This window comes from Apibacter sp. B3935 (genome assembly GCF_009827705.1).
GTDB lineage: Bacteria > Bacteroidota > Bacteroidia > Flavobacteriales > Weeksellaceae > Apibacter.
Genome location: NZ_WINL01000002.1, coordinates 102,493 through 119,338 on the forward strand (window position 1 = coordinate 102,493; position 16,846 = coordinate 119,338).

The 16,846-nt window shown below is 31.3% G+C and carries 9 protein-coding genes; 3 read left to right on the plus strand and 6 right to left on the minus strand.

What is annotated here, in order from left to right; translation table 11 throughout:
* Window positions 1-36: 36 nt before the first annotated feature.
* Window positions 37-2,286: a TonB-dependent receptor plug domain-containing protein gene (locus GFV00_RS03385; protein WP_160557218.1), complete on the plus strand. Its 2,250-nt coding sequence runs from the start codon at window positions 37-39 to the stop codon at window positions 2,284-2,286.
* 87 nt (window positions 2,287-2,373) lie between these two features.
* On the opposite strand, the gene GFV00_RS03390 is transcribed toward GFV00_RS03385, so the two are convergent.
* The 6 genes from GFV00_RS03390 to GFV00_RS03415 form a co-directional block, all read right to left on the minus strand.
* Window positions 2,374-2,649, minus strand: a complete 276-nt coding sequence (locus GFV00_RS03390; protein WP_160557217.1) for an RNA-binding protein — start codon at window positions 2,647-2,649, stop codon at window positions 2,374-2,376.
* A 396-nt stretch (window positions 2,650-3,045) separates the two neighbouring features.
* Window positions 3,046-3,429, minus strand: coding sequence for a VanZ family protein (locus GFV00_RS03395; RefSeq protein ID WP_160557216.1), 384 nt, complete (start codon window positions 3,427-3,429; stop codon window positions 3,046-3,048).
* Window positions 3,398-3,775 (minus strand): glycine cleavage system protein GcvH, encoded by a 378-nt coding sequence (gene gcvH, locus GFV00_RS03400; RefSeq protein ID WP_160557215.1) that lies wholly within the window; start codon window positions 3,773-3,775, stop codon window positions 3,398-3,400. The genes GFV00_RS03395 and gcvH overlap by 32 nt, the downstream gene beginning before the upstream one ends.
* A 27-nt stretch (window positions 3,776-3,802) precedes the next feature.
* Window positions 3,803-10,891 (minus strand): cell surface protein SprA, encoded by a 7,089-nt coding sequence (sprA, locus tag GFV00_RS03405; protein WP_368733473.1) that lies wholly within the window; start codon window positions 10,889-10,891, stop codon window positions 3,803-3,805.
* A 9-nt stretch (window positions 10,892-10,900) separates the two neighbouring features.
* A complete protein-coding gene (gene ruvA / locus GFV00_RS03410) occupies window positions 10,901-11,482 on the minus strand; it encodes a Holliday junction branch migration protein RuvA (protein WP_105297951.1) in 582 nt (193 codons plus the stop codon).
* A gap of 26 nt (window positions 11,483-11,508) precedes the next feature.
* Window positions 11,509-13,788, minus strand: coding sequence for an NADP-dependent malic enzyme (locus GFV00_RS03415; RefSeq protein ID WP_160557213.1), 2,280 nt, complete (start codon window positions 13,786-13,788; stop codon window positions 11,509-11,511).
* Window positions 13,789-14,147: 359 nt separating this feature from the next.
* Between GFV00_RS03415 and GFV00_RS03420 the strand changes: the two genes are divergently transcribed.
* Together GFV00_RS03420 and GFV00_RS03425 are read left to right on the plus strand one after the other, a co-directional pair.
* Window positions 14,148-14,945, plus strand: a complete 798-nt coding sequence (locus tag GFV00_RS03420; protein ID WP_160557212.1) for a hypothetical protein — start codon at window positions 14,148-14,150, stop codon at window positions 14,943-14,945.
* The gene (locus tag GFV00_RS03425; RefSeq protein ID WP_160557211.1) at window positions 14,935-16,764 is read left to right on the plus strand and encodes a chloride channel protein; all 1,830 of its coding nucleotides are present in this window, start codon (window positions 14,935-14,937) and stop codon (window positions 16,762-16,764) included. The genes GFV00_RS03420 and GFV00_RS03425 overlap by 11 nt, the downstream gene beginning before the upstream one ends.
* The last annotated feature ends 82 nt before the right edge of the window (window positions 16,765-16,846 follow it).

A 16,846-nucleotide genomic window follows, 5' to 3' on the forward strand; every position in this document is an offset into this window, starting at 1 on the left:
ATAACTAAATAACAAAAAATGAAAAAATATATAAGTATGTTTTTACTCGTTTATGGCCTATTGGCTGTAGCCCAGCATAAAACATTAAAAGGTCGTATACTAACTACTTTGGAAAACGGAGAAAATATACCCGTTCGGGGAGCTGATGTAAATTGGAAAGAACACCCGATTATGAAAACTGTTACCGACAGCTTAGGCAATTTTGAGCTGATGTACCACGACGGTCTCTATACTATTGAAGCTGCAAAGGACGGCTTTATTTCTCAAGAAATTAAAATCGATGATGTTGATCATCCCCTAGATATTTTTTTAGAACCCAAACCTTCTTCTTCAGAGAAAGTATTGGATGAGGTTGTTGTCCGACAAAGAGCCAAGGCGGTAAGTATAAAAGCCAATTCTGCTGCTCTTTCCTATACAATTAATAAAACGGAATTGTTGAAAGCCGCCTGTTGTAATTTGGCTGAAAGTTTTGAAACAAATCCTACTGTGGATATTTCTACAACCAATGCAGTAACGGGTTCAAAACAAATTAAAATGTTAGGACTAGATCAGAAATATACTTCCTTAACCGTTGATAATATGCCGGAGGTAAGAGGATTGTCCACCGCCAGTGGTATAAATTTTATACCAGGCACATGGATAAACAGCATTCAACTTACTAAAGGAGGCAGCACAGTTACTAATGGCTACGAGGCTATAACCGGTCAAATAAATACTGAATTGATGAAGTATAAAGATAAAAATTTTACCACTATCAATTTTTTTGCAAATCAAAATGCTCGTTTGGAATTTAATGTTGTCAATGCATCTTCTATTTCCAATAATTGGAGTAATACCACATTAACTCATTTGAGCGGAAGGTTTGCTAAAGAAGATATGAATCATGACGGATATCTTGATAGTCCTCTTTCCAAACAACTAAATGTAATGGATATCATCCATTATGACGGTATTAAAAAAAACGGATGGGGTTCTCAAATAGGTATTCAGGCGCTTTATGATAAACAAATCGGAGGTCAAAAAAAATTTAGAGAATCAACTGACCGTTTGACTCAAAATCATTATGGACTAGGTATTGAAAATACACATTTTGAAATTTGGAATAAAACCGGATTTGTCTTTCTTACTAAACCTTATCAAAGTATTGGTTTACAAACTAAATTTATTCATCATACTATTGATAGTTATTTCGGTCAAAGAGTATATAATGGTAATGAAAATTCATTTTTTACCAATTTATTATTTGAGAGTATCATTGGTAACACGAATCACAAATATACCTTAGGTGCAAGTTATCTTCATGATGCTTTCAATGAGGATTTTGAAAATTCCAATTATAAAAGAACTGAAAATGTACCCGGGATTTTTGCCGAATATACCACTACAGCAATTAAAAATATAACTTTAGTGTTGGGCGCCAGAACTGATTTTCATAATTTGGCGGGAAACCAGGTATTACCAAGAATTAATATTAAATATTCTTTCTTGCCTAAAACAACCCTTCGATTAGCTGCGGGAAAAGGTATGAGAACAGCCAATATATTTGCAGAAAATATGCAGTATTTTGCTTCGTCTCGTAAGGTACATATTCAATCAAACCATGGCGATATTTATGGTTTAAAACCTGAAATTGCATGGAACTATGGAGGTAGTTTAATTCAGGATTTTAAAATTGGAGCTATCAAGAATACATTTACAATCGATTTTTACCGAACGGATTTTAAAAAACAAGTTCTCATAGACTTGGATCGATCGTCTCAAGCGCTTTGGTTTTATAATTTAGATGGAAAATCTTTTTCAAATACTTTTCAGGCAGTATGGGATATTGTTCCTATTTCCAATCTGGAATTGCATTTTGCTTATAAATGGTATGATATTAAAGCCGATTATATGGATGGCAGGCGACAAGTTCCCTTTACTTCTAAAAACAGAGGTTTATTTTCTATATCATATTCTACTTTAGAAAATGAAAACAAAAGTAAATGGGCATTAGACTTTACATTGCAATATATAGGAAAACAAAGACTTCCGGATACTTCTAAAAACCCGATAGAATTTCAGCGAAAATCGTTTTCGCCTAATTATACTTTAATAAATGCTCAACTATCCAGATATTTTACAGATAAGTTTAGATCTTATCTAGGAGTGGAAAATTTGGGAGGCTATAAACAAAGAAATCCTATTATAAATCCGGAAAACCCTTTTGGTTCTTATTTCGATACTTCTTTAATTTATGCTCCTATTGTATCTTCAATGTTTTATTTGGGATTTGATTTTAAATTATAAAAATTATTTACATTGACCTGTAAACAAAAAACGACTGAATAAAATTCAGTCGTTTTTTATTTTACTTATTAATTAGTGAATCCATAATTAATAACTTCTTCTAAAGTTATTTCTTGGCTTTTCATCTCTTGGTCTAGCTTCTGAGACATTAATAACTTTACCGTCAAATTCTTTTTGATTTAATTCCTGAATTGCCGTTTTAGCTTCTGCATCTCCCATTTCAACAAATCCAAAACCTCTGGATCTTCCGGTTTCACGATCTTGTATTATTTTTGCTGATTCAACTTCTCCGTACTCTGAAAATAAGTCATGTAAATCTTCGTTGGTCAACCTGTAATTCAGGTTTGAAATAAAAATGTTCATATAAAAATTTTAAAAAATTGGTAAAAAATTAATTGAGAAGAAATCAGACTAAAAACTAGCTATTCAAATTAAAAAGTAGAAGGAAGTATAATAACAATCTCAACGTGCTAATTTACACAATTTTATCAATAAACTCTAATTTTATTTTTTATTTTTTATAAGAATAAAAAAATGATTTTCATACTTAGTTTTTACACTTATCTTAAGTTTTAAGAGTATTTTATTATAAAATTTAAATGCAAAATATTTTTATTTTATCTAATTTAGAAGTAAATCTGCTATATGTTGCGAACGGGTGTATTTTTAAAATTCTAAAATTTCTATTGATTTATGAAATTTTAACTTTGATTGAAATTATATTTTCGAATAATTATTGATTTCAAGTAAAAAAATAGCTTATAATATTTTAATCATTTTTTTTGCCATATAATAACCAAATATACAACCTATGCAATCAGCCACCATATCAGAATATTCAAAGGTTCTTCCCAATTTCATATATTCTTGTAAAAATTCGATCAAAATTCCATATAAAGTACTTGTTCCTATTATTAGCAATTGATTTTTTTTAGGAAATGAAATTTTAGCTAGAAATGATAAGCCAATAAATGAAATGACATGAACTACTTTATCATTTAGTTGTGAAAAAATATTAAAAAATTTAACTTCATTTTGAGGAGCTCGTAGCAATAACCATGTCAATATTCCAAAATATAAGAAAAGTATAATACGTACATTTTTATACCGTTTAGGTAACCAGTTTTTTATAGTCTTCAGCATTCAATAGTTGATCTAATAAAGTATTATTTTGTATTTGAACCTTTATAATCCAACCTTTTCCATATGGATCGGTATTTACTAAATCCGGCAAATGTTCAAGCTCAAGATTCATTTCAAGTACTTTTCCATCAACAGGCATAAAAAGGTCTGATACAGTCTTTATAGCTTCCACAGTTCCAAAAATTTCACCCAACTTTAGTTGATTGCCGAGGCTATTTACATCTATATATATAACATCTCCCAATTGTTGTTGTGCGTAATCAGTTATACCGATAAGTGCTGTGTTACCTTCAATTTTTATCCAAACATGATTAGAACTATAAAGTAAATCCAATGGAGTCTTCATATAAAAGTTTAATCTTTACAAATATAATTAATTTCCAAAAGTAAATGTAGCACTTAATCCTGCTCTTATCGTTGAAAGCGGATATGCAGTTGAAACCTTATATTTAGTTATCATTTGCTCATAGAAGAATTTAAGATTAAAATTCTTAGTAAAGCTATAATCTGTAGAAAATTTCAATGAAACTAGCTTTTGTCCTCCCGTTACCTGTGAATCCAACTCTACCAATCGTCTAATGGTAGTTTTGTTATCTCTAATAGAAACGTCTCCTCTAATATTTAAATCGCCCGTTACCGGTTTAGTAGCTCCTCGATAACGCAATTTTAACTTAACATCTTTTACAATATATCCCAGACCGAAAACTACTTCATTGCCATAATCTTCTTGTAGGGTGTAATTTGTTAATCCTAATGAATAGATTCTATCTTTATTGTAAGCTATTCTAATTTGGATATTATTTCTCATAGTGACATCTACTCCTGCAAGTGGACTGAACCCTTCTGACATGACTACTGTTCCGTAGGTGTAATAGTTGTATCTGTTTCCGTTTAAATCTCGTTCAGGTGCTGTTGAATCGTTTTGTGCCAAATAATAATCGGGATTAGTTTGTACCCCATTAACGGTATAGTTTGAAATATAACTATGATTAATTCTAAATTCTTTGAACCAATAATTAATAAATGGAATATTTTTTAATCCTCCATAGGTAATTTTCCAATTTGGAACCGGCATACTGCGTTTATAACCTAACTTTTGACTTCCTGCACTTCTTCCTGAAAATGCAGATACAAAAGAAGGTAATAAAACTTCTGAATTGGTTAACCCATAACCATCAACATATCCGTCATTATTGGTATCGACTATAGGTTGACCTTGTTTTGCAGCCACTCTTTGTGATAAAATCATTGAATTGCTAATCATTTTATTATAGACATAATCTCCTGATTTGAATGCAGTCGCAAAAGATATAACTGAAGAACTGAACATAGCAGATCGATTGACGAATGTATTAGCAATTTGTCCAGTTATTGGATCTATAGAATTAAATCCTGAGTGAGATAATGTCTTTTGATGATTACGCATGATATTTAAATCAATTTGTAAATGATTAATCGGTTCTAATTGCAAGGTAGCTGACAATTGCGAATTATTTGTTTTAACATATGGACTGGTCATATATTCATTTAAAGAAACCCAGCCTTCTGTTACTGCTTTATTCCTTAAATCGAATTGAGAACCAAATAAAAACCCGAATGTAGGACCACTTGTTGAACCGGCATACCTACCAACTCCAAAAAAACTTGGTTCAGGCAAGAATCCCGGTAAAATTGTTCCTTTATTCTCGTTTACCTGAATTTGACCTCTTTTAAAACTACTTGCAATCATCCATAAATAATCTGTAGCCTTATACTTATTTTTAATAGTATATTTTTTAAAGGATTTAGGTTTTTTTAAGGCAAAATTTGTTTCATAAGCCCTATTTAAAGAATCTATTTCTCTTTGTCTCTTACGTTTTTTTTCTTCAAATTTTTTATAGTTTGAGAAATAATTATAGAATTTACTGAAATCAACATTTCCTACGACTGTTATAGTTTGTGCATTTTGTGCGGTATTTCCCAAACTTCTTTTTCTTGGATCGGCATTTGTAGGATCGTATGAAGTTTGGAAATTAGAACCCGCCTGCCATTCGTATTGACCTGTATATCCTACTTCCATAGAAGTGAACTCTAAATAAGGAAGTAAATGTATAGGTACTCTATAATTTAATTGGAATCTTTGATTGAAATTGATAGGTCTTCCTGAAGTAAACAATCCATTCCAGATCATTCCGTCGTCCGGTACTCCGTTTCCTATATCATCTAATATGGTTCTTGTTCCTGAAGAGAAATCTAATTTAAGCGAACGTGTTAGATTAAATCCTATATTGTATTGCCAGCCGAACAAGAAATTATTGGCAAAAATAGGAGTATAACTGTTAGGATTATTATTGAGATAAGCATTGATGTCTCTGTATTGGAATTCATTATAAGTTCTCGCAATATCAGCTTTAAAAGATAAACGAGAAGGAACCGGATTAAAGTTAACTTCTTTTAACCATTTTAAATATTTAGCAAATCGGCTAGTATCTTGCACCGCTCTCATTTTTTTAAATGGTTGATAATAAACACCTTTAGGTGAGAAGTTATAATCAATATAGGCTTGTAAATTTTGGTATATGTTATAAGTTGTATATATATCTCTAAAATAATCAGTGGAATAAGAAAAAGAAGCCGATAAGTTTTCTACATCATAAAATCTAGGCGTTTTACTGGTAGTTCTGTCTTTTCTTAAATTCGAAATAGAAATATTTTTTTGTGAGGAATAGCTTCTCACCACTTTTTTAAGTTCATTTTTTCTTGGATCATTTTTTAACTTCACATCATTATCCAACGGATTATATTTTGGATCTATAAAAGTTTCAGACATACTAATACTAACCGGTATTTTCATTCCCCATTTATCCGGAAGAACTCTATCTACATTTACGGCAGCACTTACCATATATTGTTTGGTTTCGTCTTGGCTTCTTTCACTCGGTTTACTATCGATTGCTCCAAAACCAACCGATTGATACGTTCCGGACGCAGATACTTGAGCAAAATCAGCCAAATTAAAATTGATACTTGCATTGGCTGCATATCCTCCTTCGTTATCAATATCAGATAAACGAAGTTCATCCAGCCATAAAACAACATGCTTGTCTATGCTGGATGTATTTCTTACCCCCATCATTATGGAATTAACATTTCCTATGGAAGGTCTACCTTTAACATAGATAATTTTATCATCACTACCGGTTACATAACTACGATATCGAACAGTACTATTATATAAGTTATTCTTATCTTTTTCATTTTTTGCAGCTACTAAATCTTTTAATTTTAATTCAATCGTATTTTCAATCGGCCATATATCAACAGCAGACGTAGCAGTATTCGGAGTATATTTTAATGGGAATTCATATTCATAGTAATTATCTGACAAATCACTACCGATACGGATGAAAAACTTAGCTTCTTTGTCAACTATATTACTTGAGGCATCTTGCATATTTTCAGCGTGTACAAACATTTTTAATGTTTTGTAACGTCTCATGTCTAATGCAATATTTTTATAAATACCTCTAGGTTCTGAATTTTTTAAATCTTTTATTTCTAACTTTAATGAGGATTCATTTTGCATTTGAGTTCCGGTAGTATTACCTAAAATTTCTCTGCTTATTCCCGGAGGCAATACATACGGTGGACGCGATGTAGAATTTTCTTCTAAGTTTACAGCGCTGATGATGACATTTGATACCGGTAATAGGGTTGCATTTCCTTCGTCTGTATCTTGTTTGCTTTCTCCACTAACCGAGGAAATATTTTTTTCGTATTTTCTCCAATCACTTCTAACTAAATCTAGAGTTGCAAAACGTAACGTTGCAGTATTGGAAAATCCTTTCATTAACATACGTATATATCGTACGTTATTTAAAATTTCAGCGGAACCAAATTCATATGCACTCACGGGAATTCGAACCAAATACCAAGTTGTATTTCCTTTTTTTCCGTTGGGTAGTGAAACTTCAACCTCTTTTTTATCAACAACCAATGGATTTTGATTATTTCTTAAATCGGAATCTAGTAAAGAAAGACGATATTGTGTATAATTTTCTGTCTCATCTAAGTTAAAATCTTTGTTCAAGTCTTCTGTATCCGGAGACGCTGAAGAAGCATCCATAGAGTTTGAAGGTGAGTTTCCTTCTAAATTCCTGTAATATTTATATCTTCCTATGATTGAATTTTTTTCATTGGAAGAATCCCATGCGCCATGTAAATAAAATACGTAATCATCTGCAGACGGGTCAATTTCACCCGTTATAGGATTTACATAATTGGCATTACTACCTATATCATATCCTTTATTTTTATAGTAATCTGCTTCTTCAAAACTTGTTAATCCGTCATATCCAACGTCTTGTTTTCTTCTGGCCTCTCCTTCTGTATCAAAAGCATATACTAACGGATAATTTTTAGGTTGTTTCCCAAGATTAGTGGTTGTCATTTGACTCATATCGTCACTGATACCATTTTCATATTGCATAAAGCCATCTTTTAATACATCTTCAGACACATTTCCTAACTGAAGAATTAATTCAGGCTTACTACCTAATGGATTAGATCCTGGTGTTTTACTGTCAGCATACGGGTCCATCATCCAAAATTCAAGATATTCAATATTCGCTTCAGCGAAATTTGTTACCGAGATGGGTCTCATTAAACCTCCCCATCGTTCTGATTCAGGGTCTTCATTACGGGTATTAAAATTATACGGTCCTCTTTCTTTGGGATAAAAAGATACATCAAACGTATTCATGTATAATTGTTCTCCGGCAATGTAATCTCTATCCGTGAATATTTCTTGATATTTAACTCTTCGTTGTAAGTGTAAGGATAATGCATTATTATCTATACCCGCCGGTTGACCTCCACCAATTCCAAAAAATCTAGGGTCAATATTATACCAACTAATCAATGCCCTTCCATCGCCATTTCTTATATCATTCATATAAGTATTACCAAATCCACCTTTTTCGGGTTTACTTGCGATTCCCCAATAGCCGGGTTCTTTGAGACTTATTTTTGATGCAGTTGTTTCAAAATCATCAATGTAAGAGTTATCATTTATTGTTTTATTTTCACCCGGTAATAAAGCTGCTCCTTCTACTTTAAAACTTACATTGGATTCTGCTTCCGTTTTAATTCCCGGAATCCAGTTGGTAAGCTTTGTTAAAAAAGGAAATTCTTTATTCAGCATCATGTTAAATCCGATCATTGAATTATTAACCGGTTCAGAACCAAATTGTACTTTTTGCGTTAACGGTCTTTCTTTATAATTAAGAAAGGTCGCTCCCACTATAAATTCATCACTGAATTTATGTTCCACGTTTAATCCCATGAACCTTTTTTTCTGCATATTGAATGCAAATTGATTCTCCAAGCTTATATTGATTGGAACTCCTGAATTTTTGTAGGTTTCATTAATAATGGTTACCATTCCCATTTGGTAGTCCACTACATAATCAATTCCTTCATTTAATGTTTGACCGTTTGCCGTAACTTTAACTGACCCTCTCGGAACGTTAAATGCTCCCAGGGATATGCCGTTTCCTATACTTCCTTTGAATCTACCTTCAATAGTGTATCGATTGGCTAGAGGATCTGATGTGACTACATTACCTCCTTTTAGATTTTTGTATAAATTTTCAAATATAAATTTTTCGTCTACTGATTTACTTTTTAAGAATTCCCCGAATGGTTCTACTTTAGTAAATATCAATTTACCTTTCTCTGAGTTTATGGTAATTCCTTCTACAAAGTCAAATATACCATCTCCTTTACCTGTACCGGTAGCATCGTTATTTTGATTTAACCTGTCCCAATTTAATAATTGCAATAACTGTAAATTTCTTACATGGGGATCCGGTAAATAATTGATTTTTCCTTGAGAGGCATCTTGGTACATAACATTAACCATAAAACCATCAGGAGAAATTTGAGATGCATCCATTGAATAGATGTTTTTCATCATCAAATCCCACATAGGTGATTCGGGAGAGACGATTTGATTAGGTTTTAGCAATTTTAAGATCAATACTCCGGTCACTTCATTGGAAAATTCCCCAACTTTATATATTTTGCCCGGATTTTTGGAATCTGTATATTGAAATGCTACCGCTAAAAGTTGATCATTATTTAGTTTTTGATTTAATGATATATATCCTAATTGTGGATTATAAGTATATTCTGATTCAGAAAGTTTTTTTACTCTTTTATGAACAACAAATTCTTTTCCACTTTCATAATTCTTCATAGTTGCTGAAGAACTTGAGGTGGGTACAACCGGTAAAGAAACACCATTTACGCTATTGTATGCTGTGGAAGCGTCCCTGATTCCCGATAGATTTGAAATGGTACTATATAAATTTATATTTGAATTATCGGGAAGTTGTCCCGTAGTACTTTCTCCTAAGTCTCTTAATGCTATAACGGGATGCTGCTCTTGAAGGTTTGAGTTTCCTAAATCGATTCTCCACACTTCCATCTTAGTGATATTAATGGTTGAACCTATTACCGGATAATTCTCCAGAGCTTTATCGTAATTGTTTCTAAAATAGTGCGTTAAGAAATAATGTTGATTTTCATCATAATCAATTGCTTTAATTTTAAATGTATTGATTACTCCTCCTCCTTGAACTGTTATATTTCGTGCTTCGGATTGTTGTTCTGAAAATACGGTAGTCAAAAATGTCCTCCCGAATTGAAATTCCCCTTTGATTCCAAAAAGTGATTCAGCGCCTGTAATTAAACTGGTGCTAAGGGGCATATTTACATTACCAAATTCAATTTTCTTAATTATATTATCCTCTCCTCCGCTTGTTCCATTGGGTAAGTTCGCTCCACTTCCTGAACCCGGAATCCATGCTAAATTTAATTTATTTTCGAAGTTGAAACCTGCCTGGGTATCATAGTTTACCCCTAAATGTACATTATTACCAACATTTCCTATAAGACTCATTTGTATTCTTTGCCTTAAATCGATGGTAAAGTTCTTTCTGTTTTGTGGTAAAATTTGCGGATTGTCTATTTTTTGATGCAATATTCCTAAATCAAAGGATGCAAATCCTGAAGGTTTTAGTTCAATTTTATTACCTCCGAATATTTGCTCAAATAATTTGGATTTAACCGTAATTCCCGGAATAAATCCTTTTTTTTCTACTTCTCTTCCTTCTTTTTTCGCTCTTCCTATTTCATCTTGTAAACGTGAACGTTCTTTGTAATATTCATCAAACTTTTGTTGCATTACATATTTAGTATAGTCCTCGGCTGTCATAGTTATCGGAGTACCGACAACTACACCTCCCAGCTTGGGGTATAATATGTAATTTCCACTTTTATAATCATAATACGCCTCATATTTTACAGGGTCATCCAATTGCAAAACTTGTTCATCATCATTTTCCTGAGCAAATAAAACACTACCACTTAAACAAAATATGGTTGCCAATAGCAAATAGTCACGAATATACCTTAACACTTTCAACGTTTATAGTTTTTTTAAAGTATCCTTGATAAGCTCTTCTACTTCGATATCCGGATTATCCTTTAAAATTTTATCAATTATTTTTTCGGTAATTTTTTTAGAAATACCTAACACCTCCAATGCACTTAACGCTTCAGATTTGTTTTTATTGCCTAAATTATAATCTAATATTTCAGACGTTTCAAATATAGAAATTTTATCCCGCAAATCAACTATTATTCTTTGAGCGGTTTTAGCTCCTATTCCTTTAATTTTTTGAAGTGCCAGGTTGTTGCCGCCGGAAATAGCCGAGGTTATTTCCGATACAGACATTGAAGACAACATCATAATGGAGGAAGCCGGACCTACTCCATTAACACTTATTAAAAGATTAAATAAGGATCGCTCGGTTTTAGTTGAAAATCCATATAACGAATGGGAATCTTCCCGTATAATTTCTTGAATATATACTAGGGCTTTTTTTTCGTTTTGAATGTCTTTATAGGTTTGTAAACTTATAGTGGCAAAATACCCCACTCCATTGCAATCTATAACTACACTGGAAGGGGATATTTCAAAAATAATTCCTGACAAATGGGTTATCATTTTTGTTTATTTTACGGAAATACTAATTATTTTCTTTCTTGAGCAGCAAGGGCAGCAAGGGTTGCCAGATTTACTATATCTTCTACCTTAGAATTTTCTGTAATTATTTGAATAGATTTATCTAATCCTAATAGAACCGGACCAATAGATTTTATAGACCCAATACCTTTTGCTAAACTCGCACTTAAATTAGCTGAGGTTATGTCAGGGAATATTAAAACATTTGCCGATTTACCTCCTAATTTGCTAAAAGGAAATTCACTTATTAATTGTTCATTTAATGCATATTCGGGCTGAATTTCTCCATCAATCAGTAAATCAGGATTAGTTTGGTTAAGTTTCTTAACCACTGCATCAACACTTTTAGATGCTACTGAATTTCCAGCAAAATTTTCATTAGATACCATAGCTATTCTAGGTTCAATACCCATTTTCTTTACGAAATCGGCTGTAATTTGAACTGTTAAATCTAAGTCATTACTGCAAGAATTTCTGCTTAATGAAGTGTCCGAAATAAATATCGGTCCATTTTTAGAAAGAAGAACCATAGCAGATGCTACTTTTATATTTGATGATTCAGAATAATCTACCACTTTTATAATTTGATTTAAAGCTTCCGTATAATCTTTAGTAAATCCGGTTAAAAATGAATCTGCTTCACCCATTTCAACAGCAATGGCTCCTAAATATTCGCTGTTATTCAATAATTGAGCGGCTTGTTGTTGAGAGGCTATTCCTTTTCCATTTTTTTGTTTTATATCATAAAGATACTCTACATATTTGTCAAATTTATGAGTAGACGAAACTGTATCAATATCCAATATTTCTGCCTCAATTTCTAAATTATAGTATTGCTTTGTTTTTTCAATGAGATCTTTTTTACCTAACAAAATTGGTTGAGCGATCTTTTCCTCAGCAATGATTTGCGCAGCTTTTAATACATTGTACTCTTCAGCATTGTCGAAAATTATTCTTTTTGGATTACTTTTAGCCTTTGCCTTAAATTGTCTTATAATTTTTTCATCGTTACTTCCCATTCGATCTAATAATTCTTCTTCATACGCATTCCAATCAGTAATAATGTGTTGTGCTACCCCACTATCTATTGCAGCTTTAGCCACTGCCATCGAAACTTTAGTTATTAATCGCTTATCAAATGGCTTAGGGATGATATAATCTCTTCCAAACTTCATATTTTTAACATTGTAGACTTGTATCACCTGCTCAGGAACGTTTTGTTTAGCCAAATCAGCTAAGGCTTTTACTGCAGCTAATTGCATTTCTTGATTTATGTCAGTTGCTCTAACATCTAATGCTCCTCTGAAAATATATGGGAAACCTAAAACATTGTTTACCTGATTAGGATAATCACTTCTACCGGTAGCCATAATAACATCTTTTCTAGTTTCAACCGCCAAATTATAATCAATTTCGGGGGTTGGATTAGCCATAGCAAAAACAATCGGATTTTCATTCATAGACAAAAGCATTTCAGGAGAAACCAAGTTTCCTTTAGATAATCCAATAAATACATCGCTGTTTTTCATAGCATCTTCCAAAGTTCTATCCGGAGTATCTACAGCAAACTCAAGTTTTTCTTCATTCAATCCGGTTCGACCTTTATATATCACTCCTTTGCTGTCGCACATTAATATATTTTGCGGACTGGCTCCTAATGCTTTATATAATCGGGTACAAGAAATGGCCGCTGCACCCGCGCCACTGACTACAATTTTTACTTCTGCTATATTTTTTGTGGAAATTTCCAATGCATTTAATAAGGCAGCGGCTGATATAATTGCTGTTCCATGCTGGTCATCATGCATTACCGGAATATTTAATTCCGCTTTTAATCGTTTTTCGATTTCAAAAGCTTCAGGAGCTTTTATATCTTCTAAATTAATACCTCCAAAGGTTGGAGCTAACGATTTAACTATTTCAATAAATTTGTCCGGATTTTTTTCATTTACTTCAATATCAAAAACATTGATTCCGGCAAAAATTTTAAATAATAAACCTTTACCTTCCATAACAGGTTTAGAGGCATCTGCACCAATATCTCCCAATCCTAACACGGCGGTTCCGTTGGAAATTACTGCTACCAAATTTCCTTTTGAGGTGTATTTGTAACTTTCTGCACTATTTTTTTGTATTTCTAAACAGGGTTCCGCCACTCCCGGAGAATAGGCTAATGATAAATCTGTTTGGGTTGAATGTGGTTTGGTAGGTATAACTTCTATTTTACCTTCTGGTTTGGAACTATGATATTCTAAAGCAGCTTCTCTTAAATTTTTTTCTCGTGACATTGTTTTAATTATATTTTGACATACAAAAGTAAATATTTTTATTTTATAACATAGATACTATTTTTCACCTATTGTTTATATGATAAAAATATATAGGGTTGATAATTTATAAACTTATAGATAATCACTTAATTAGTATATTTTTAAATTAAATGTTACATATCCATGAATTTATATTTTTTTAAAATATATAATCCTATTAATTATATCTTAATAATATAATTATTTAGCATTTCCAATAGTTTTTATATTTTATTTTTCAGATATTTATTTTTTACAGAGTTATCTTTACGAAATGCGCCTTAATATATATTATTATAGGTAATATTTGTTTAATTTTGTAAGCTAATAAATTATTTATGAATAGTATTTTACAAAATAAATTTGAAAAATTAAAGGAAAACGGTTTTAATTTAACTGTGAATAAAGTAATTAAGGATGGGTTTACTGCTTGGAAAAATATTATTTTTTATGGAGTATTTTGTGTTTTGTTTACCTATCTTTTTACTAGCTTAATTAATAATTTATTGGGCAGTTATTTAGGAACTAATATAATTGATCTTGAATTTATTAAAGCGATTAATAAATTAAATAATTCGCAAGCGTTCAACAAAATTATCCCATTAGTTCAAAACTATTTATCAAATCCTTTAATAATTGTAAAAACTTTATTGTCTTCGGTTATTGGCATTCTTTTATATCCCTTAACTGCTGGCATTGTTTACTGTGCCTATCTAATCGATAGAAACGGTAAAGCAAATTTTAAAGAGCTTATAAGTGGCTATCAAGGCACTAAGTTTCTTAAACTTTATTTATTAGCTTTAATCGTACTAATTTTACATTGCATTAGTTTTTTCCTTTTGTTTATTCCTTCTCTTTATTTTATACCTGCTTTTATTTTAGCCGGAGCTTTTATAATTATTGATGATGCCCCCTTAATTCAAGCTATTACTTATAGTTTTAGAATCGTACATATGAAATTTGGAAAAGTATTTTTATTATTAGTAATTTCTTCATTTATTAGTAAAGTTTTAGGTATCTTTTTGTGTGTTGTAGGTATTTTTTTCACGTATTCTTTTTCTCATGCCATGGTTTATTCTCTGTATAAAAACACTGTTGGCTCAATAGATGTTGACGATGAAATAAATGAAAATTAATCAATCAATTTTAAAAAAATATTTTGAGTCCTATTGGGATTCAATTAAAAAATTACGAGTAAAATATAACATCGTAATACGAAAATTCAGGAATCAAAATCCTCAAGCATTTATTTACTTAGCAAGTACATTAATTGGAATAATTGGAGGAATAAGTGCGGTAATTTTAAAAAATTTAGTTAGTTTAACTGAAGAACTGATTTATCATAATAAAAATTTTAATTTCAATTATTGGACCATTTTTTTCCCTACCATCGGTATTATTTTGACCGTTATTTTTATTAAATATTGGGTTAAGATGGATATAAGTCATGGAGTCGAAAAAGTCTTATTTGCCATTTCCAAGAAACGTAGTATAATAGATAAAAAAAATACATACAGTTCGATTATAGCCAGTTGTTTAACCATCGGTTTTGGAGGATCTGTAGGTACCGAAGCTCCCATTGTATATACAGGAGCAGCCATTGGCTCTAATATAGCCCAGGAATTTAAACTTAACTTAAAATTAAGAACTTTATTCATTGCTTGTGGATGTTCCGCAGCCATTGCTGGTATTTTTAAGGCTCCGATAGCTGCCATTATTTTTTCGCTTGAAGTTATTATGATCGATTTAAGTATGTGGTCATTAATACCTATTTTAATTTCTTCAACTACCGGGGCTTTAATTTCCTATTTTTTATTAGGTGATAATATATCGTTTTATTTTGCGATTTTTGAACCATTCGATAAATCGAAAATTCCTTACTATATAATTTTAGGTGTTATTTGTGGTTTTTTTTCATTATATTTTATAAAAATCGGTCGTTTAATTGAGAAGAAATTTTCTACCAGTAAAAGCATCTATTTAAAAGCTATTTTGGGCGGTTTAGCAGTAGGTATCCTGATCTTTATTTTTCCTCCGCTTTTTGGTGAAGGATATATCGGGCTGCAACATTTAATGAGTTCTCACCCGGAAAGTATAGCAAAAAATTCTTTCTTTTATATATTGAGAGAAAATGATTATTTTCTTATTCTTTTTTTAGTAGGCATTTTGTTTATAAAAGTGGTTGCCAGTAGCTTTACTACTTCGTCTGGGGGTATTGGCGGGGTATTCGCTCCTGCTCTTTTTACCGGAGGAATTTTAGGTTTTGTATTTACAAAAATTATTAATCTTACTAGCTTCACCAAGCTTTCTGAACATAACTTTACTTTAGTGGGAATGGCAGGTGTAATGGCAGGTATCATGCATGCTCCCATGACCTCGATTTTCCTTATTGCTGAAATTACAGGAGGATATAGTTTATTATTTCCTTTAATTATTACTTCTACCATTGCTTATCTTGTGAAATATCATTTTGATAAACATTCTGTGTATACCTATAATTTAAAAAGAAATAATGAGATGATTACTCATAATAAAGACAAAGAGGCTATTCGTAGAATGAATATTAAAAATCTTATAGAAAAGAATTTCGTTAAAATTTCTTTATCTTTATCTTTTTCTGAGTTTATAAATGAGGTAATTCCTTCTTCAAGTAAAAAGTTTTTTATCGTTGAAGATTCGGATCAGAAATTTAAAGGATATATCATTTTGGATGATCTTATTAATATTTTGCTTCATAAGGAACGTTATGAAAGTTTACATATTGTTGATCTTATAACCCAACCATCTGAGTGTATTTCTTTACTTGATGATAATGAAACTATTTTTAGAGTTTTCGATAAATCAAAATCTTTATATCTACCGGTTGTTGAAAATGATCAATTTATTGGAATGCTTTCTAAATCTAAATTATTGGATAAATACCGAAAATTAATCGTAGATTTTTCAGAAGATTAAGTTATTTATTTAATAATACATTACCGGAATTAAAAACTATTGGAATAATAGATTTCTTATGTCGCTAAGTATTAAGTGTAAT